Origin of the sequence: Cupriavidus necator, from assembly GCF_016127575.1 — a bacterium.
GTDB lineage: Bacteria > Pseudomonadota > Gammaproteobacteria > Burkholderiales > Burkholderiaceae > Cupriavidus > Cupriavidus necator_D.
On sequence record NZ_CP066018.1, the window covers coordinates 3,337,282 to 3,355,783 of the forward strand.

An 18,502-nucleotide genomic window follows, 5' to 3' on the forward strand; every position below is an offset into this window, starting at 1 on the left:
TCCCGGCATGGCCGGGGCAGTCAACGACCGTCTGCCATCATGCAGCACATCAGTTCAACGCTCGACGTACCCGATACCTCCTACGTCCCCCGTCACGTTGCCATCATCATGGACGGCAACGGCCGCTGGGCGACCCAGCGGCACCTGCCGCGCGTTGCCGGGCACACCCGGGGGCTGGACGCGGTGCGCGCGGTGGTGGAAGCCAGCGCCGCCCGCGGCGTGCAGTTCCTGACGCTGTTCGCCTTCAGTTCCGAGAACTGGCGGCGCCCGGCGGACGAGGTCTCGTTCCTGATGCGGCTGTTCATGATGGCCCTGCGGCGCGAAGTGGTGAAGATGCACGCCAACAACATCCGGCTGCGGGTGGTGGGCGACCTGGCCCGCTTCAGCCCCCGCATCCAGCAGCTGATCCGCGATGCCGAGGCGCGCACGGCCGGCAACACCGGCCTGACCGTGACCATCGCCGCCAACTACGGCGGCCGCTGGGACCTGCTGCAGGCCATGCGCAAGATGCTGGCGCGCTCGCCCATGCTCGACCCGGCCTCGATCGACGAATCGGTGCTGGCGCCGCACCTGGCGATGGCCTATGCGCCGGAGCCGGATCTGTTCATCCGCACCGGCGGCGAACAGCGCATCAGCAACTTCCTGCTGTGGCAGCTGGCGTATTCCGAGTTGTATTTCACGGACGTTTTCTGGCCGGATTTCGACGCAGCGGAACTGGACAAGGCCTTCGCCTCGTACCGCCAGCGCGAACGCCGTTTCGGCCGCACCAGCGCACAGCTGGTTGCCCCGGGACTATCGGGTACGGCCTGAGCCTGGCTACTCCAACCTCTCACGGGACTGCAGCGCATGCTCCTCACCCGCGTCATCACCGCCCTGTGCCTGTTGCTGCTGATCCTGCCAATCCTGTTCCTGGCACCGCCCGCGGCTCTGGCCGGGCTGGTGGCCGTGATCGTGCTGCTGGCCGGCTGGGAATTCGGCCGCCTGATCGGGCTGCGCGGGCCGTGGCCCTATGTCTATGCGCTGGCATGCCTGATCGCGGCCATTGCCTGGCATGACCTGCCGCTGCGCCACGCCACCACCTGGCTGCTCGAAGCCGCGGTAGTGTGCTGGGGCATCGCAGTGGTGCTGCTGGCGCGCGGCGTGCGGTCCGCGACGCCGTCGTTCACCGCCCTGGGCGCGGTGCTGGGGCTGGTGATGCTGCCCGCCTTCGCCCATGCCACCATGATCCTGCGCGGCGCCGGCATCGGCGTGCTGCTGACCGCGGCCGTGCTGGTGTGGGCGGCCGATATCGGCGCGTATTTCACCGGCAAGGCCATCGGCCGGCGCAAGCTTGCGCCTGGCATCAGCCCGGGCAAGTCCTGGGAAGGCGCCATCGGCGGCTGGCTGCTGGCGCTGGTGATCGGCCTGGCGCTCGCCGCCAGCCATGCCTTTGCACCGACCTGGTTCTCCGCGATGGGCGACCGCGGCGGGCTGGCCTACGTGGCGGTGCTGACCACGCTGCTGGTCGCCGCGAGCGTGGTCGGCGACCTGTTCGAATCGCTGCTCAAGCGCCAGGTCGGCAAGAAGGACAGCAGCCGGCTGCTGCCCGGCCATGGCGGCGTGCTGGACCGCATCGACGCCTTGCTGCCAGTGTTCCCGCTGGCGGCCCTGATGCTGATTTTTCTCTGAAGCCGTCTGCTATGCATCGCATTACCATCCTGGGCGCCACCGGCTCCATTGGCGAAAGCACGCTCGACGTCGTCAGGCGCCATGCCGACCGCTATGTGGTGCATGCGCTGACCGCCCACCGGCAGGTGCGCAAGCTGGCTGACCAGTGCGTTGAATTCCGCCCGGCCCGCGCCGTGGTGGGGACCGCCGAGGCAGCGCTCGAACTGGAAACCCTGCTGCGCGATGCCGGCGTGAAGACCGAGGTCAGCCACGGCGAAGCCGCGCTGGAATCCGTGGCCGCCGATGCGCAGACCGATTCGGTGATGGCCGCCATCGTCGGCGCCGCCGGCCTGCGCCCGACGCTGGCGGCAGCACGTGCCGGCAAGCGCGTGCTGCTGGCCAACAAGGAAGCGCTGGTGATGTCCGGGCGCATCTTCATGGATGCGGTGCGCGAGCACGGCGCCACCTTGCTGCCGATCGACAGCGAGCACAACGCCATCTTCCAGTGCCTGCCGGCCGACGATCCGCGCTACGGCCGGGGCGTTGCCAGGGTGCTGCTGACCGCGTCGGGCGGGCCGTTCCGCACGCGCGACCCGGCCACGCTGCACGATATCTCCCCCGACCAGGCCTGCGCCCATCCCAACTGGGTCATGGGCCGCAAGATCTCGGTCGATTCCGCCACCATGATGAACAAGGGCCTCGAAGTCATCGAGGCGCACTGGCTGTTCGGCGCCCCCGCCGAGCGCATCGAGGTACTGATCCATCCGCAGAGCATCGTGCATTCGATGGTGGCCTACACCGACGGCTCGGTGCTGGCGCAACTGGGCAACCCGGACATGCGCACGCCGATCGCCTATGGCCTGGCGTATCCGGAGCGGATCGATGCGGGGGTCACGCCGCTGGACCTGACCGTGGCTGGGGGCTTGCATTTCGAGAAGCCGGACCTGGTGCGCTTCCCGTGCCTGGGCCTGGCCTTCGATGCACTGCGCGCCGGCGGTGTGGCGCCGGCGGCCCTCAATGCAGCCAACGAGGTGGCGGTCGAGGCATTCCTGGGCGGTACAGTGCGCTTCACGGACATTGCCGGTATCGTCCGGCAGGTGCTTGAGGCGACACCCCAGGGGCCTGCCGATACGCTCGAAGCGGTGCTGTCAGCCGACGCGCTGGCGCGCGAGGCGGCACGCGAGGGCGTGGCCGCCCTGGCTGCAAAGCGCTGATCCGGTGGGGCGGCTTGCCGCATCTGCGACAATAGCGGCTGCGGCGGCCCCGGATCCCCGGGGCCCGGCGCGCCAGTCCTGCCATCGTTACCGACGTCCCGACTCCATGCAAACCGTACTCGCTTTCATCGTTGCCCTGTGCGTGCTGATCTATGTGCACGAAATGGGGCACTACCTCGCCGCGCGCGCCTGCGGCGTGAAGGTGCTGCGTTTCTCGATCGGCTTCGGGCGGCCCTTGCTGCGCTGGATCTCGAAAAGCCGCGACCGGACCGAATGGACGGTGGCGGCGATCCCGCTGGGCGGTTATGTCAAGATGCTGGACGAGCGCGAGGTCGACCCCGAGCGCGACACGCCGATCGACCCGGCCGACCTGCCGCGGGCTTTCAACCGCCAGCCGGTCGGCAAGCGCTTCGTGATCGTGGCGGCCGGCCCGCTGGCCAATTTTGCACTGGCAATCGTGCTGTATTTCGCGCTCTTTGCCGGCGGCATGCGCGAGCCCGTGCCGGTGGTGGCGGCGCCCGCGGCCGGCACCATGGCGGCGCAGGCCGGCGTGCGCGAAGGCGACCGGGTGCTGTCGCTGACCGCCAATGACCATACCGAAGCAGTGCGATCCTGGAATGACCTGCGCATGGCCGTATTCGCCGAGGGCTTTGGCGATGCGCGCGCCGTGCTGCGCGTGCGCGGCGCCGACGGGGCCGAGCGCGACGTAACGCTGCCGCGCCTGCCCAATACCGGCGGCAATCCCGAGCAGGATCCGCTGGCCACGCTGGGCCTGAACCTGAAGGGCGGGCCGGTGACGATTACCGAGGTGCTGCCGGACTCGGCCGCCGAGCGCGCCGGACTGAAAAAGGACGACCGCATCGTTGCCTGGCAGGGCAGCCCGCTCACGCAGGCCAGCGCGCTGATCAAGGCGGTGCGCAGCCAGCCCGGCCAGACCGTGACACTGGGCATCGAGCGCGACGGCAAGCGCCTGGACGTGCCGGTGACGCTAGACACCGCCGTGGCGCGCGATGGCGCCAAGGACGCGAGTGGCGCCACCGCGGCGCCGGCGGGCAAGCTCGGCGCGGCGCTCAGCCAGGCGGTGCAGATGGAAACCGTGCGCTACCGGCCGGACCAGGCGCTGGCGCGCGCGGCCGGCCAGGTCTGGGACACCAGCGCGCTCTCGCTCAAGCTGCTGGGCAAGATGCTGGTGGGGCAGGCTTCGCTGCAGAACCTGAGCGGTCCGCTGACCGTGGCGGACTACGCGGGGCGTGCCGCAAACCTTGGCCTGCAGGCCTTTGTCAGCTTCCTGGCACTGGTCAGCGTAAGCCTTGGCGTACTCAATTTGTTACCCATTCCGGTTCTGGATGGGGGGCATTTGCTGTATTATTGCGTGGAATTTTTGACTGGCCGGCCCGTCCCAGACCACTGGCAGGCAATGCTGCAGAAGGTTGGCATCGCCTGCATCTTGCTCCTGACTTCGCTCGCTTTGTTCAATGACGTCAGCCGAATGTTTCTGGCGAACGGCTAGAAACGTGTGTCGGCAAGGGGGCGGTGGTGTCGTCGGGCACCGTCGCCAGGGACGCCATTTGCCAGGCGCAGTCCGAAGGCATCGGAGCGCAATCCTGGATGGAATCAAAGAGGGGATCAACATTGATCAGACATAAGCGCATTTCGCTGGGCTTGCTGGCGAGTGCCGTTATTGCAGCCTGGAGCCCGGCGGGCTGGGCTGCCGATCCGTTCGTCGTCAGGGACATCCGCGTTGAGGGCCTGCAACGCGTCGAGCCGGGTACCGTGTTTGGCTACCTGCCAGTGCGCGTCGGTGAGACCTTCACCGATGACAAGGGCGCCGACGCCATCCGTGCCCTCTACAATACCGGCTTCTTCAAGGACGTGCAGATCCGCGCCGAGGAAGGCGTGCTGGTGGTCCAGGTCGAAGAGCGGCCGGCGATCTCGCAGCTCGAATTCGTCGGCATCAAGGAATTCGACAAGGACACGCTGCGCCGTTCGCTGCGTGCCGTTGGCGTGGCCGAAGCCCGTTACTACGACAAGGCACTGATCGACAAGGCCGAGCAGGAGCTCAAGCGCCAGTACGTCGCGCGCGGCTACTATGCCGCCGACGTGCAGACCACGATCACGCCGGTGGACCGCAACCGCGTCTCGGTCGTGTTCAACGTGGATGAAGGCCCGGTCGCCAAGATCCGCCAGATCAATATCGTCGGCAACAAGGCTTTCAAGGAAGGCACGCTGCGCGACGAGATGCAGCTGTCCACGCCGAACTGGCTGTCCTGGTACACCAAGAACGACCTGTATTCCAAGCAGAAGCTGACCGCCGACCTGGAAGCGCTGCGCTCGTTCTACCTGAACCGCGGCTACCTGGAGTTCGCGATCGAGTCGACCCAGGTGTCGATCACGCCGGACAAGAAGGACATCTTCCTGACGCTGAACATCAAGGAAGGCGACCAGTACAAGGTGTCCGACGTGCGCCTGGCGGGCGAGCTGCTCGGCAAGCAGGAGGAAATGGAAAAACTGCTGCAGCTGAAGAAGGGCGATATTTTCTCGTCCGAGAAGCTGACGCAGAGCACCAAGGCCATCACCGACCTGCTGGGCACCTACGGCTACGCGTTCACCACCATCAACCCGCAGCCGCAGATCGACAAGGAAAAGCGTGAAGTCGCGCTGACCCTGATGGTCGACCCGGGCCGCCGCGTCTACGTGCGCCGCGTCAACGTGGTGGGCAACAGCAAGACCCGCGACGAAGTGGTGCGCCGCGAGATGCGCCAGATGGAAAGCTCGTGGTTCGACAGCGAGAAGCTCACGCAGTCGCAAGCCCGTATCAACCGTACCGGCTACTTCACCGACACCAACATCACCACCGAGGACGTGCCGGGCGCGCCCGACCAGGTCGATGTGAACGTCAACGTGACTGAAAAGCCGACCGGCCAGATCAGCCTGGGCGTGGGCTTCTCGTCCACCGACAAGCTGGTGCTGCAGGCCGGCCTGCGCCAGGACAACGTGTTTGGCTCCGGCACCAGCCTGGGCCTGGACGTGAACACGGCCAAGTCGTTCCGTACCATCGCGCTGACGCAGTACGACCCGTATTTCACGGTGGACGGCATCAGCCGCTCGACCGACATTTACTACCGTACTTCGCGCCCGCTGTACTACACCGGCGACCAGGACTACAAGATCGTGTCCGCCGGTGGTGGCTTCAAGTTCGGCGTGCCGTTCTCGGAAGTCGATACGGTGTTCTTCGGCATCGGCTATGAACGGACCCAGGTGTATACCTCGGTCAACACGCCGAGCCAGTACACCGACTGGCTGAACAAGATCGGCAAGAGTTCCGGCGACGGCATCAACAACTTCCCGTTCACCATCGGCTGGGCACGTGACCGCCGCGACAGCGCGCTGGTGCCGACCAAGGGCCCGTACACCCAGGCCAACCTGGAAGTTGGGCTGCCGGGCGGCGATACGCAGTACTACCGCGCCAGCGTGCAGCAGCAGTACTTCTATCCGATCTCGAAGTCCTTCACGCTGGCACTGAACGGCGAAGTCGCGTACGGCCACGGCTATGGCAACACGCCGTTCCCGGTGTTCAAGTACTTCTACGCCGGTGGTATCGGCTCGGTGCGTGGCTACCAGACCAGCACGCTGGGCCCGAAGGACCAGAATGGCAACCCGGTGGGCGGTGCCTCGAAGATGATCGGCAACGTCGAGTTCATCTTCCCGCTGCCGGGCTCGGGCGTGGACCGCACGCTGCGCCTGTTCACGTTCTTTGACTTCGGTAATGTCTACCAGGAAGGTCAGCCGCTGAGCTTCAGCGAGCTGAAGTACTCGACTGGCTTTGGCATGTCGTGGTTGTCGCCGATTGGCCCGCTGAAGATCAGCATGGGCTTCCCGCTCAATCGCGACACCAATGACAAGGTCCAGCGCTTCCAGTTCCAGATCGGCACGGCATTCTGATTCTGATAAAGGATCTGTTTCAAATGATTACAACATCCAAACTGGTCAAATCCCTGGGCGCCGCCGCGCTCGCCACCGCTGCCATCTGCGCCGCGGTGCCGGCCACGGCCCAGGAGGCGCGCATTGCCGCCGTGAACTCCGAACGCATCCTGCGCGACTCGCAGCCGGCCAAGGCTGCCCAGGTCAAGCTGGAGCAGGAGTTCTCCAAGCGCGACCGCGAGCTGCAGGACATGGCCCAGAAGATCAAGGGCATGGCCGACAAGCTCGACAAGGACACGGCCGTGCTGGCCGACTCCGACCGCCAGCGCCGCCAGCGCGAAGTGGCCGACCTTGACCGCGAGTTCCAGCGCAAGCAGCGCGAGTTCCGCGAGGACCTGAACCAGCGCCGCAATGAAGAACTGGCACAGGTGCTGGAGCGCGCCAACCGCGTGATCCGCCAGCTGGCCGAGCAGCGCAAGTACGACCTGATCGTGCAGGAAGCGGTATACGTGAACCCGCGCATCGACATCACCGACGACGTGATGAAGGCGCTGAACGCCGGCGCCCGCTAAGCCGCACCGGTCCTCACGTTCCTTCGTCTTTCGTTTTTTTAGGAAGTACCGCCATGCAGACACCCACACTGGGTCAGCTCGCCACCGAGAACGGCGCGCAGGTTGTGGGTGACCCCGACCTGGCGATCGTCGGCCTGGCTCCCCTGGACCAGGCCGGACCGGGCGAGCTCTCGTTCCTGTCCAATCCGCTCTACCTGCAGCAGGCGCTGGATTCGCAGGCCGGCGCCGTGATTGTCTCGGCAGCCGACCTCGAGCGCGTTCGCGCCGAGGGCAGGGCCGACGGCCGCAACTGGCTGGTGGCGCGCAATCCCTACGTATGCTTTGCGCGCGTGGCGCAGCGTTTTGACCGCGCCGCCAACACCGATACCCGCACCGGCATCGATCCGCGCGCGACCGTGGCGCCTGACGCGGTGGTGCCGGCTTCGTGCTACATCGGCCCCAACGTGGTCATCGAGCGCGGTGCGCGCCTGGGCGAGCGGGTGCGCATCCTGGCCAACGGCTATGTCGGCGCGCAGGCAGAGATCGGCGACGATTCGCTGCTCTATGCCAACGTTTCGGTCTACCACGATTGCGTGGTCGGCGCCCGCGCCATCCTGCACAGCGGCGTGGTGATCGGCGCGGACGGCTTTGGCTTTGCGCCGGACATCGGCGCAACCGGCGTGGAATACGTAAAGATCCCGCAAACGGGACGCGCGGTGCTGGGCAATGACGTGGAGGTCGGCGCCAATACGGCAATCGACCGCGGCGCCATGGCCGACACCGTGATCGAGGACGGCTGCAAGATCGACAACCAGGTCCAGATCGCGCATAACGTGCGTGTCGGCGCCCATACGGTGATCGCAGGCTGCGCCGCGGTATCAGGCAGCACGCGCATCGGGCGCTTCTGCGTGATCGGCGGAGCGGCCAATTTTTCCGGCCACCTGAATATTGCCGACCGCACCACGGTGTCGGGCGGCACCTCAATTACCAAATCCATTACCAAGCCCGGGGGGCATTTCACCAGCGTCTTCCCGTTCCTGCCGCACGGCGAGTGGGAGCGCAATGCAGCCATCGTGCGCGGCCTGACCAGGCTGCGCGAACGGGTGGTGGCGCTGGAACGCCGCCTGCGCGGCCAGGCCGCCGGGTCCCAACCCTCACAAGACTAAAGAGAAATCATCATGAGCGCGGCCGAAATCGATATCCGCAAGATCCTCAAACTGCTGCCGCACCGGTACCCGTTCCTGCTGGTGGACCGTGTGCTGGAGTTCGAGGCGCAGAAGCGGATCAAGACGCTGAAGAATGTCACCATCAACGAACCGTACTTCCAGGGCCATTTCCCGGAACAGCCGGTGATGCCGGGCGTGATGATCCTGGAAGCGCTGGCGCAGTCGGCCGGCCTGCTGACCTTCGGCGCCGACATGGAGCGCAAGGAAGGCGCGCTGTACTACTTTGTCGGCATCGACGGGGCCCGCTTCAAGCAGGTGGTGTACCCGGGCGACCAGCTGCACATGAACGTGACAGTCGAACGCTATATCCGCGGCATCTGGAAGTTCAAGGCGTTCGCCACGGTGGACGACAAGGTGGCCTGCGAGGCGGAGCTGATGTGCACCGTGAAGCAGGCCGAGTGAGGCCGCGCGCGGCCGGCGGCAGCGCCGCCGGCTGACTGCCGTGCCCCCGTGCAGCGGGGGCAAGCGGCCCGGACGGGAACCTTTGCCGCGCGCATTGGCCCATCCTTCACCAGACACACCACAGGACAGGACGTATGACGCAAATCCACCCCACCGCGCTGGTCGACCCGAAAGCAGAGCTGGCATCCGACGTGACCGTCGGCCCGTTCTCTATCGTCGGCCCCAACGTGCGGATCGGTAGCGGCACCCGGGTCGGCTCGCATACGACGGTCGAGGGTTACACCACGATCGGCGAGGGCAACACGATCGGTCCTTATGCATCGGTCGGCGGCGTGCCGCAGGACATGAAGTACCGCAACGAGCCGACCCGGCTCGAGATCGGCGACCGCAACACCATCCGCGAATTCACCACGATCCACACCGGCACGGTGCAGGACCGCGGCCTGACCAGCCTCGGCAACGACAACTGGATCATGGCCTACGTGCATATCGCGCATGACTGCACGGTCGGCAACCACACCGTGTTTTCCAGCAACGCGCAGATCGCCGGCCACGTTGAAGTGGGCGACTGGGCGATCCTGGGCGGCATGAGCGGCGTGCACCAGTTCGTGCGCATCGGCGCCCATGCGATGCTGGGCGGCGCCTCGGCGCTGGTGCAGGACGTGCCGCCGTTCGTGATCGCCGCGAGCGACAAGAGCGGCAACAAGGCTACGCCGCACGGCGTCAACGTCGAGGGGCTGCGCCGCCGCGGCTTCGACGCGGGCCAGATCGCCGCGCTGCGCCAGGCCTACAAGCTGCTTTACAAGTCCGACCTCAGCTTCGATGAGGCGCGCAATGAGATCACCGCCTTGCTGGGCCAATCCGATGCCGGCACTGCGGCGCCGCTGCGCGCGTTCGTCGACTTCCTTGCCGCCACCCAGCGCGGCATCGTACGCTGAGACCGGACCGCAATGGTCGACGCCGCAATTCGGGGTGGCTTGTCCACAGGCAACGGTAGCGCCGCGGGCAAGCGCGGCACCATCGCCATGGTGGCCGGCGAGGCCTCGGGCGACCTGCTGGCATCGTTGATGATGGGCGGGCTGCAGTCCCGCCTGGGCGATACGGTCGAGTACGCCGGCATCGGCGGCAAGCGCATGATGGCGCAGGGCTTCACCTCGCGCTGGCCGATGGAAACACTGTCGGTCAACGGCTATGTCGAGGTCCTGGGCTCGCTGCGCGAGATCCTGGCCACGCGGCGCGCGGTGCGCGACTGGCTGCTGGCCAATCCGCCGCAATGCTTTATCGGGGTTGACGCCCCGGACTTCAATTTCGGCCTGGAAGTGCCGCTGCGCCGTGCCGGCATCCCGGTGGTGCATTTTGTCAGCCCGTCGATCTGGGCCTGGCGCGGCGGGCGCATCCGCACCATCGCGCGCGCGGTGGACCACATCCTGTGCCTGTTCCCGTTCGAGCCGGAGATCTACGCCAAGGCCGGAATCCCGGCCACCTACGTGGGCCATCCGCTGGCTGACGTGATCCCGATGGTGCCCGACGTCGCCGGCGCGCGCGCCGAACTCGGCCTGCCGGCCGGGCACCGCATCGTCGCCGTGCTGCCGGGCAGCCGCCAGTCCGAAGTGCGCAACCTCGGCGCCACCTTCTTTGCCGCCATGGCTCGCATGCAGCGCATGGACCCGAACCTGGCGTTCGTGCTGCCGGTGGCGAGCGCGCAGCTGCGCGGCATCGTCGAGGAACTGCACGCGCAGTATCCAGAACTGCGCCTGACCATCGTCGACGGCAAGTCGCACCAGGCGATGGAGGCGGCCGACGTGGTGCTGCTGGCCAGCGGCACCGCCACGCTGGAAGCGGCGCTGTACAAGAAGCCCATGGTGATCTCGTACAAGGTGCCCTGGCTGACCGCGCAGATCATGAAGCGGCAGGGTTACCTCCCGTACGTGGGATTGCCTAATATCCTTTCAGGGCGCTTCGTCGTGCCGGAACTGCTGCAGGACGATGCCACGCCCGAGGCGCTGGCCCGCGAAACGCTGCTGCAGCTCAACGACGAGGGCAACACCGCCTTCCTCTACGAGCATTTCACCCGCATGCACGAGACGCTGAAGTGCAATACCGCGCAACTGGCCGCCGATGTAGTGGTGGATCTGATGCACAGCCGGGGGACCGTCTGATGGCGCGCCGCAATGCCGCTTCTCCCCAGATGGGCCTCGATCTCGCCCCGGCCGCCGCCGCCGTGCAGCGCCTGTGCGGCGTTGACGAAGCGGGCCGCGGCCCGCTGGCCGGGCCGGTCTATGCCGCCGCGGTGATACTGGACCCGAAGCGTCCGATTCGCGGGTTGGCCGACTCCAAGATCCTGACTGCCGCCAAGCGCGAGCAGCTCTACGAAAAGATCTGCGAACGCGCGCTGGGCTGGCATATCGCCTTTGCCACGGTCGAGGAGATCGATACGCTCAACATCCTGCACGCGAGCATGCTGGCAATGCAGCGTGCCGTGCAGGGGCTGGCCGCCAGCGGCATCGTGCCGGATCTGGTGCAGGTCGATGGCAATCGTTGCCCGCGGGTGCCGTTCCCGGTGGAAGCCATTGTCCAGGGCGATGCGCTGGTCAAGGCGATCTCGGCCGCGTCGATCCTGGCCAAGGTGGCGCGCGACCGCGAGCTGAGAGTGCTGCACGAGCGCTATCCGCAGTACGGCTTCGATTCGCACGTCGGCTATGGCACGCCGCAGCATCTGGCTGCGCTGGCTGAGTTCGGCGCCACGCCGCACCACCGCCGTTCGTTTGCGCCGGTGCGCGAGGCGCTGGCCCGGCTGCCCATGTTCACCGCCATGCCCGCCACCGCGGAAGTCATCGAGCCTGTCGCGACGGTATCCGTCACGGCCGCGCAGTGAAGGGCACCCAGACCATCTCCGCATCGTGAAGCACGTCACCTCGCGCGACAACGCGCTGTTCAAGCATCTGAAGACCCTGGCCACTTCCACGCACCAGCGCCGCAAGGCAGGGCAGTCGCTGCTCGACGGCGTCCACCTGGCGCAGGCCTATGTGGCCGCGCGCGGCCAGCCCGTCACCTGCGTGGTGTCGGAACGGCACTACGACCATGCCGAGGTGGCGCCGGTGCTGGCGCTGATCGAGGCCGAGCGCGTGGTGGTGCTGGCCGATGCACTGTTCACGCAGATCAGTGGCGTGGTCAATGGCATCGACCTGATGCTGGTGATCGAGACGCCGGTCGGCCACCTGCCGGCGCGAATCGAACAAGACTGCATCATCCTGGACGGGGTGCAGGATGCCGGCAATGTCGGCTCAATCCTGCGCAGCGCCGCCGCCGCCGGCATCCAGCATGCCTTCCTTGCCACCGGCTGTGCCTTTGCCTGGTCGGTCAAGACGCTGCGTGCCGGCATGGGCGCCAACTTTCACCTGAATATCGTCGAGCACTGCACGCTTGAGTCGCTGGCGCCGCGCCTCGCGGTGCCGCTGCTGGCGACTTCGTCGCACGCCGATGCCGCGGTATTCGATACCGATCTGCGCGGGCCGGTGGCCTGGGTGGTTGGCAACGAGGGGGCAGGGGTCAGCGACGGCTGGATGGCGCATGTCACGCGCAAGGTGGGCATCCCGCAACCGGGCGGGCTGGAATCACTGAATGTGGCGGCGGCGACCGCCATCTGCCTGTTCGAGGCAGTGCGCCAGCGGCGCGCCGCCTGAGGCTGCGCCGGCAGCGCAAGAAAAAAAGCGGCCTGAACGGCCGCTTTTTTCTTAGTAGTTGTCGCGATCGACCTTGATCTCCTGCAGGATCGTGGTCGCGATCTCTTCAATCGATTTGTGCGTGGAAGAGAGCCATTTGATCCCTTCGCGCCGCATCATCGCCTCGGCCTCGTTGACCTCGTAGCGGCAGTTTTCCAGCGCCGCATACTTGCTGCCGGGGCGGCGCTCGTTGCGGATCTCGGTCAGGCGCTGCGGATCGATCGACAGGCCGAAGATCTTCGGCTTGAACGCATACAACGCCGACGGCAGCCGGCCGCGCTCGAAATCGTCGGGGATCAGCGGGTAATTGGCCGCCTTCAGCCCGTATTGCATGGCCAGGTAGAGGCTGGTCGGGGTCTTGCCGCTGCGCGATACGCCCACCAGGATCACATCGGCTTCTTCCAGGTTCTTGTGTGACTGGCCGTCATCATGCGCCAGCGAGAAGTTGATCGCCTCGATCCGGTTTTTGTAAGCCTCTGTGTCAGCGTTCTGGTGGAAGCGGCCGATGGCGTGAGTCGACTTCAGCCCCAGTTCTTTCTCAAGCGGCTCGATGAAGGTCTGGAACATGTCCAGGATCATCGCCTTGGCGCGGCGCAGTGCCTTGTTCGCTTCCTGGTTGACCAGGGTGGTGAAGACGATGGGCGGCACGCCTTCGTTGTGGAATGCCTCATTGATCTTGCCGACGGCGATATGTGCCTTTTCCGGGGTATCGACGAAGGGCATGCGCACCTTGCGGAAGCGCATCTCGAACTGGGCCAGGATGGAGTGGCTGAACGTCTCCGCCGTGATGCCGGTGCCATCCGAGACGATGAACACGGTGCGGACCGCAGGGCGCTCGCTGGCCTGGGGCGCGGGAGCGGAGGGGGATTCAGGCTGCGTTCCAGGCTGGGACCCGGGCGTCGCCGTTCCGGGCGCTTCTGGCAGGGACATGGGGATGGCGCAATAAATAAATAGATTCAATCTTCCGCAGAAAAGTGCGGCGCAGCACGGTAGAATAGCGGCGATCTTTTCGCTAAGCAATTCCGCAGGGTGCCTGTCCATGGAACAATCCGGGCCCGGAATTGTCGACAATCTGCGCTACGCGATGAGAGCCGTAGCGCCAGGTCCGCAGCGCCAGTTCGGGGTTGCTTAGCCAAGCGATCAGTCCGGGAACAGAACTCCAAGAACATACCGGACATGCGCGACAAGTTTTCTACTTTGTTTTGAGGCTCTCATGACTAACCAGGCAGATAACGGCGCCTACGTGTTGCCGTTCGAGCAGTTGCGCATGGCTGACGTGGAAATCGTCGGCGGTAAGAATTCGTCGCTGGGCGAGATGATCTCCCAGCTGGCGGAGGCCGGCGTCCGGGTTCCCGGCGGCTTTGCCACCACCGCGCTCGCCTTCCGCGACTTCCTTGCCCACAACAACCTGACCGAGCGCATTTCCCAGCGCCTGAAGACCCTGAACGTCGACGACGTCAAGGCGCTGGCCGAGGCCGGTGCCGAGATCCGCGAGTGGGTCGCCTCCGCGCCGTTCCAGCCGCGCCTGGAACAGGAAATCCGTGAATCCTACGCCCGCGTGGCCGAGCGCGAAGGCGCCGAGGCCTCGTTCGCCGTGCGTTCGTCGGCCACCGCCGAAGACCTGCCCGACGCCTCGTTCGCCGGCCAGCAGGAGTCCTACCTGAACGTCAGCGGCATCGACGACGTGCTCGACAAGATCAAGCACGTGTTTGCGTCGCTGTACAACGACCGCGCCATTTCCTACCGCGTGCACAAGGGCTTTGCCCATGACGTGGTGGCACTGTCCGCCGGTATCCAGCGCATGGTCCGTTCGGACCTGGCCGCTTCGGGCGTGATGTTCACCATCGACACCGAATCCGGCTTCCCCGACGTGGTCTTCATCACCTCCAGCTACGGCCTGGGCGAAACGGTGGTGCAGGGCGCGGTCAACCCGGACGAGTTCTACGTCTTCAAGCCGACGCTGCAGGCCGGCAAGTACCCGATCATCCGCCGCTCGATCGGCTCCAAGCTGATCAAGATGGAATTCACCAAGCCGGGCGAAGCCGGCCGCGTGAAGACCGTCGACGTGCCGGGCGAACTGCGCAACCGCTACTCGATCAGCGACGAGGACGTGACCGAGCTGTCCCGCTACGCGATGATCATCGAGAAGCACTATGGCCGCCCGATGGACATCGAGTGGGGCAAGGACGGCAAGGATGGCAAGATCTACATCCTGCAGGCCCGCCCGGAAACGGTGAAGAGCCAGTCCGCCGGCAAGGCCGAGCTGCGCTTCAAGCTCAAGGGCACCGCTCCCGTGCTGACCAGCGGCCGCGCCATCGGCCAGAAGATCGGCACCGGCCCGGTGCGCGTGATCAACGACCCGTCCGAGATGGAACGCGTGCAGCCCGGCGACGTGCTGGTGGCTGACATGACCGACCCGAACTGGGAGCCGGTGATGAAGCGCGCCTCGGCCATCGTCACCAACCGTGGCGGCCGTACCTGCCACGCGGCCATCATCGCGCGTGAACTGGGCGTGCCGGCCGTGGTCGGCTGCGGCGATGCCACCGACATCCTCAAGGACGGCACGCTGGTGACGGTATCGTGCGCCGAAGGCGACGAAGGCCGCATCTACGACGGCCTGCTGGAAACCGAAGTGACCGAAGTCCAGCGTGGCGACATGCCGGAAATCGATGTCAAGCTGATGATGAACGTGGGCAACCCGCAGCTGGCGTTCGACTTCGCGCAGATCCCGAACTGCGGCGTCGGCCTGGCCCGCCTGGAATTCATCATCAACAACAACATCGGCGTCCACCCGAAGGCCATCCTCGACTACCCGCAAGTCGATGCCGACCTGAAGAAGGCCGTGGAAAGCGTGGCCCGCGGCCATGCCAGCCCGCGCGCGTTCTATGTCGACAAGCTGGCCGAGGGCATCGCCACCATCGGCGCGGCCTTCTACCCGAAGCCCGTGATCGTGCGCCTGTCGGACTTCAAGTCCAACGAGTACAAGAAGCTGATCGGCGGTTCGCGCTACGAGCCGGACGAGGAAAACCCGATGCTGGGCTTCCGCGGCGCCTCGCGTTACATCGCCGACGACTTCGCCGAAGCGTTCGAGATGGAATGCAAGGCCATGAAGCGCGTGCGCGACGAAATGGGCCTGACCAACGTCGAGATCATGGTGCCGTTCGTGCGTACGCTGGGCCAGGCCGAGAAGGTCATCGAGCTGCTGGCCAAGCACGGCCTGAAGCGGGGTGAGAACGGCCTGCGCGTCATCATGATGTGCGAAGTGCCGTCGAATGCGATCCTGGCCGAAGAGTTCCTGCAGTACTTCGACGGCTTCTCGATCGGCTCGAACGACCTGACCCAGCTCACGCTGGGCCTGGACCGCGACTCCGGCATGGAGCTGCTGGCCAAGGACTTCGACGAACGCGATCCGGCAGTGCGGTTCATGCTGTCGCGCGCCATCGAGGCCTGCCTCCGCCTGGACAAGTACGTCGGCATCTGCGGCCAGGGCCCTTCGGACCATCCGGACTTTGCCGAATGGCTGGCCAAGGAAGGCATCAAGTCGATCTCGCTGAACCCGGACTCGGTGGTCGAGACCTGGCAAAAGCTGGCTTCCTGAAGCATTTGACGTCACAATAACGACATTGCCGGCGCCTTCTGGCAGCCGGCAGGCACCGGCCCTGCGTCAGGTGTTGCTACTGCCCCGCAGACGCTGAAAGGCGCTGCGGGGTTTTTACTTTTCGGGATGTATCTGGACGAACGGGAGCTTGGATGGCGTACTACATCTGGTTCGTGGCAGCGGTCGCGCTGGTGATCATCGAGATGAACACCGGCACCTTCTACCTGCTGATGGTGGCGGTGGGGCTGGCCGCCGGCGGCGTGGGGGCCTTGCTGGGATTGTCGCCGGCCGCGCAGACGCTGGTGGCGGCGCTGGTCGCTGCGGTGCTGATCGCCGGCCTGCGCCGCACCCGCTTTGGCAAGCTGCGGCGCGGCAACGCCGCCGCCGATCCCAACGTCAATATCGATATCGGCCAGGAGCTGGACGTGCCCGGCTGGGACGCCAACGGGCGCGCCCGCGTGCCGTACCGCGGCGCCGACTGGACCGTGGAGCTGGCGCCCAACTGTGCCGCCGCACCAGGACGCCACCGCATCGTCGCGGTGCGCGGCAGCACCCTGGTCGTGTCTCCCCGCTGAAACCCTGTCTTATTGCGCAGCGCGGCAATTGTCGCGCTGCGATCCGTCTGCCGCCGCCTGGCGGCTCCGTACTGCTGTCTTCTGTCTGGAGGGTCGTTACATGCTCGCATTTCAGCTTGGTTTGTTGCCGCTGATCATCCTCATTGCCGTTATCGTGCTGATTGCCAAGGGCATCAAGATCGTGCCGCAGCAGCATGCCTGGGTGCTCGAGCGCCTGGGCCGCTATCACGCGACGCTGACGCCGGGGCTGTCGATCGTGGTGCCGTTCGTCGACCGCGTCGCCTACAAGCACGTGCTCAAGGAAATCCCGCTGGACGTGCCCAGCCAGGTCTGCATCACCAAGGACAACACCCAGCTGCAGGTCGATGGCGTGCTGTACTTCCAGGTCACGGACCCGATGAAGGCATCGTATGGATCGAGCAATTTCGTGGTGGCGATCACGCAGCTGTCGCAGACCACGCTGCGCTCGGTGATCGGCAAGCTGGAGCTCGACAAGACCTTCGAGGAGCGCGAGTTCATCAACCACAGCGTGGTCAACGCGCTGGACGAGGCCGCATCCAACTGGGGCGTCAAGGTGCTGCGCTACGAGATCAAGGACCTGACCCCGCCCAAGGAGATCCTGCACGCGATGCAGGCGCAGATTACCGCCGAACGTGAAAAGCGCGCGCTGATCGCGGCGTCGGAGGGCAAGCGCCAGGAGCAGATCAACCTGGCCACGGGCGCGCGCGAGGCGGCGATCCAGAAGTCAGAGGGCGAGCGGCAGGCCGCCATCAACACGGCCCAGGGCGAGGCGAGCGCGATCCTGGCGGTGGCCGAGGCCAACGCGCAGGCGATCCAGAAGATCGGCAATGCGATCCGCACCGAAGGTGGCATGGATGCGGTCAACCTGAAGGTGGCCGAGGAATACGTGGCCGCGTTCGGCAACCTGGCCAAGCAGGGCAATACGCTGATCGTGCCGGGCAATATGGGCGACATGAGCAGCATGATCGCGGCCGCCCTGCAGATCGTGAAGGGGCAGCAGAAGGCTGCCTGAAGGGGCTGACGGACACGCCGCGGCAGCGCGGCGCCGGGGCTCAGTCCTTGGCGTCGCCCTTCATGATGCGGGCCTTCTCGCGCTGCCAGTCGCGCTGTTTCTCGGTCTCGCGCTTGTCGAACTGCTTCTTGCCCTTGGCCAGGCCGATCTCGCATTTGACGCGGCCGCGCGTGTAGTGCAGGTTCAGCGGGACCAGCGTGTAGCCGCGCTGCTCGACCTTGCCGATCAGCTTCTTGATCTCGTCGGCCTTGAGCAGCAGCTTGCGGGTGCGCACCGGGTCGGGATTGACGTGGGTGGAGGCGCTTTGCAGCGGACTGATATGGGCGCCGATCAGGAACATCTCGGCGTCGCGCACCACCACGTAGCCCTCCTTGATCTGCACCCGCCCGGCGCGGATTGCCTTGACCTCCCAGCCTTCCAGCACGATCCCGGCCTCATAGCGCTCCTCGATGAAGTAATCGAAGAAGGCCTTTTTGTTATCTGCAATGGTCATGCGTGCGGGTGGGGTGCGGTAGGGTGGAATTCAGCCGTTTCGCTGCGGCGCCACATGGCAGGATGCCGCGGGGCGCGCGTGTCGGCTAAAATCCGAATTCTAGCAAACCAGCCCCGGCAC

17 protein-coding genes are annotated in these 18,502 nt (G+C 65.9%); 15 read left to right on the forward strand and 2 right to left on the reverse strand.

The window, feature by feature from the left end:
- Positions 1 to 39: 39 nt before the first annotated feature.
- The 12 genes from uppS (at position 40) to I6H87_RS15685 (ending at position 12,644) form a co-directional block, all read left to right on the forward strand.
- The gene (uppS, locus tag I6H87_RS15630; protein ID WP_011615471.1) at positions 40 to 810 is read left to right on the forward strand and encodes a polyprenyl diphosphate synthase; all 771 of its coding nucleotides are present in this window, start codon (positions 40 to 42) and stop codon (positions 808 to 810) included.
- Positions 811 to 846: 36 nt separating this feature from the next.
- Positions 847 to 1,668: a phosphatidate cytidylyltransferase gene (locus I6H87_RS15635; RefSeq protein ID WP_010809596.1), complete on the forward strand. Its 822-nt coding sequence runs from the start codon at positions 847 to 849 to the stop codon at positions 1,666 to 1,668.
- 11 nt (positions 1,669 to 1,679) lie between these two features.
- On the forward strand, positions 1,680 to 2,861 hold the full coding sequence (gene ispC, locus I6H87_RS15640; protein ID WP_010809595.1) for a 1-deoxy-D-xylulose-5-phosphate reductoisomerase: 1,182 nt from the start codon (positions 1,680 to 1,682) through the stop codon (positions 2,859 to 2,861).
- A 106-nt stretch (positions 2,862 to 2,967) separates the two neighbouring features.
- A complete protein-coding gene (rseP, locus tag I6H87_RS15645) occupies positions 2,968 to 4,371 on the forward strand; it encodes an RIP metalloprotease RseP (protein WP_010809594.1) in 1,404 nt (467 codons plus the stop codon).
- A 98-nt stretch (positions 4,372 to 4,469) separates the two neighbouring features.
- Complete coding sequence (gene bamA / locus I6H87_RS15650; protein ID WP_231881344.1) at positions 4,470 to 6,803, forward strand: outer membrane protein assembly factor BamA; 2,334 nt, start codon at positions 4,470 to 4,472, stop codon at positions 6,801 to 6,803.
- Positions 6,804 to 6,826: 23 nt separating this feature from the next.
- Positions 6,827 to 7,354: an OmpH/Skp family outer membrane protein gene (locus tag I6H87_RS15655; protein WP_011615469.1), complete on the forward strand. Its 528-nt coding sequence runs from the start codon at positions 6,827 to 6,829 to the stop codon at positions 7,352 to 7,354.
- 53 nt (positions 7,355 to 7,407) lie between these two features.
- Positions 7,408 to 8,499, forward strand: coding sequence for a UDP-3-O-(3-hydroxymyristoyl)glucosamine N-acyltransferase (lpxD, locus tag I6H87_RS15660; RefSeq protein ID WP_010809591.1), 1,092 nt, complete (start codon positions 7,408 to 7,410; stop codon positions 8,497 to 8,499).
- A 12-nt stretch (positions 8,500 to 8,511) separates the two neighbouring features.
- Complete coding sequence (gene fabZ / locus I6H87_RS15665; RefSeq protein ID WP_010809590.1) at positions 8,512 to 8,961, forward strand: 3-hydroxyacyl-ACP dehydratase FabZ; 450 nt, start codon at positions 8,512 to 8,514, stop codon at positions 8,959 to 8,961.
- 134 nt (positions 8,962 to 9,095) lie between these two features.
- The gene (gene lpxA, locus I6H87_RS15670) at positions 9,096 to 9,899 is read left to right on the forward strand and encodes an acyl-ACP--UDP-N-acetylglucosamine O-acyltransferase (RefSeq protein WP_010809589.1); all 804 of its coding nucleotides are present in this window, start codon (positions 9,096 to 9,098) and stop codon (positions 9,897 to 9,899) included.
- A gap of 87 nt (positions 9,900 to 9,986) precedes the next feature.
- Positions 9,987 to 11,120 (forward strand): lipid-A-disaccharide synthase, encoded by a 1,134-nt coding sequence (lpxB, locus tag I6H87_RS15675; RefSeq protein WP_371258342.1) that lies wholly within the window; start codon positions 9,987 to 9,989, stop codon positions 11,118 to 11,120.
- Between the two features lie 29 nt (positions 11,121 to 11,149).
- Positions 11,150 to 11,836 carry a ribonuclease HII gene (rnhB, locus tag I6H87_RS15680; protein ID WP_231881423.1) on the forward strand — a complete coding sequence of 229 codons (687 nt, stop codon included), beginning with the start codon at positions 11,150 to 11,152 and terminating at the stop codon, positions 11,834 to 11,836.
- 25 nt (positions 11,837 to 11,861) lie between these two features.
- On the forward strand, positions 11,862 to 12,644 hold the full coding sequence (locus I6H87_RS15685) for a TrmH family RNA methyltransferase (protein ID WP_011615467.1): 783 nt from the start codon (positions 11,862 to 11,864) through the stop codon (positions 12,642 to 12,644).
- 51 nt (positions 12,645 to 12,695) lie between these two features.
- Here the strand turns inward: I6H87_RS15685 and ppsR are convergent, their stop codons facing one another.
- A complete protein-coding gene (ppsR, locus tag I6H87_RS15690) occupies positions 12,696 to 13,499 on the reverse strand; it encodes a posphoenolpyruvate synthetase regulatory kinase/phosphorylase PpsR (protein ID WP_010809585.1) in 804 nt (267 codons plus the stop codon).
- Between the two features lie 397 nt (positions 13,500 to 13,896).
- On the opposite strand from ppsR, the gene ppsA reads away from it, so the two are divergent.
- The 3 genes from ppsA (at position 13,897) to I6H87_RS15705 (ending at position 17,889) form a co-directional block, all read left to right on the forward strand.
- Entirely contained in the window at positions 13,897 to 16,281 is a 2,385-nt protein-coding gene (gene ppsA, locus I6H87_RS15695; protein WP_010809584.1) for a phosphoenolpyruvate synthase, read from the forward strand.
- A 152-nt stretch (positions 16,282 to 16,433) separates the two neighbouring features.
- Positions 16,434 to 16,856: an NfeD family protein gene (locus I6H87_RS15700; protein ID WP_010809583.1), complete on the forward strand. Its 423-nt coding sequence runs from the start codon at positions 16,434 to 16,436 to the stop codon at positions 16,854 to 16,856.
- 100 nt (positions 16,857 to 16,956) lie between these two features.
- Positions 16,957 to 17,889, forward strand: a complete 933-nt coding sequence (locus I6H87_RS15705; protein WP_010809582.1) for an SPFH domain-containing protein — start codon at positions 16,957 to 16,959, stop codon at positions 17,887 to 17,889.
- Between the two features lie 40 nt (positions 17,890 to 17,929).
- On the opposite strand, the gene smpB is transcribed toward I6H87_RS15705, so the two are convergent.
- The gene (gene smpB, locus I6H87_RS15710) at positions 17,930 to 18,382 is read right to left on the reverse strand and encodes an SsrA-binding protein SmpB (RefSeq protein WP_010809581.1); all 453 of its coding nucleotides are present in this window, start codon (positions 18,380 to 18,382) and stop codon (positions 17,930 to 17,932) included.
- Positions 18,383 to 18,502 lie beyond the last annotated feature (120 nt).

Coding starts and splice junctions, on each gene's coding strand:
- smpB (WP_010809581.1), bottom strand. CDS start 18,382: ATGACCATTGCAGATAACAAAAAGGCCTTCTTCGATTACTTCATCGAG.
- I6H87_RS15655 (WP_011615469.1), top strand. CDS start 6,827: ATGATTACAACATCCAAACTGGTCAAATCCCTGGGCGCCGCCGCGCTC.
- uppS (WP_011615471.1), top strand. CDS start 40: ATGCAGCACATCAGTTCAACGCTCGACGTACCCGATACCTCCTACGTC.
- lpxB (WP_371258342.1), top strand. CDS start 9,987: ATGGTGGCCGGCGAGGCCTCGGGCGACCTGCTGGCATCGTTGATGATG.
- ppsA (WP_010809584.1), top strand. CDS start 13,897: ATGACTAACCAGGCAGATAACGGCGCCTACGTGTTGCCGTTCGAGCAG.
- bamA (WP_231881344.1), top strand. CDS start 4,470: ATGGAATCAAAGAGGGGATCAACATTGATCAGACATAAGCGCATTTCG.
- lpxD (WP_010809591.1), top strand. CDS start 7,408: ATGCAGACACCCACACTGGGTCAGCTCGCCACCGAGAACGGCGCGCAG.
- I6H87_RS15705 (WP_010809582.1), top strand. CDS start 16,957: ATGCTCGCATTTCAGCTTGGTTTGTTGCCGCTGATCATCCTCATTGCC.
- fabZ (WP_010809590.1), top strand. CDS start 8,512: ATGAGCGCGGCCGAAATCGATATCCGCAAGATCCTCAAACTGCTGCCG.
- I6H87_RS15700 (WP_010809583.1), top strand. CDS start 16,434: ATGGCGTACTACATCTGGTTCGTGGCAGCGGTCGCGCTGGTGATCATC.
- lpxA (WP_010809589.1), top strand. CDS start 9,096: ATGACGCAAATCCACCCCACCGCGCTGGTCGACCCGAAAGCAGAGCTG.
- rseP (WP_010809594.1), top strand. CDS start 2,968: ATGCAAACCGTACTCGCTTTCATCGTTGCCCTGTGCGTGCTGATCTAT.
- ispC (WP_010809595.1), top strand. CDS start 1,680: ATGCATCGCATTACCATCCTGGGCGCCACCGGCTCCATTGGCGAAAGC.
- I6H87_RS15635 (WP_010809596.1), top strand. CDS start 847: ATGCTCCTCACCCGCGTCATCACCGCCCTGTGCCTGTTGCTGCTGATC.
- rnhB (WP_231881423.1), top strand. CDS start 11,150: ATGGGCCTCGATCTCGCCCCGGCCGCCGCCGCCGTGCAGCGCCTGTGC.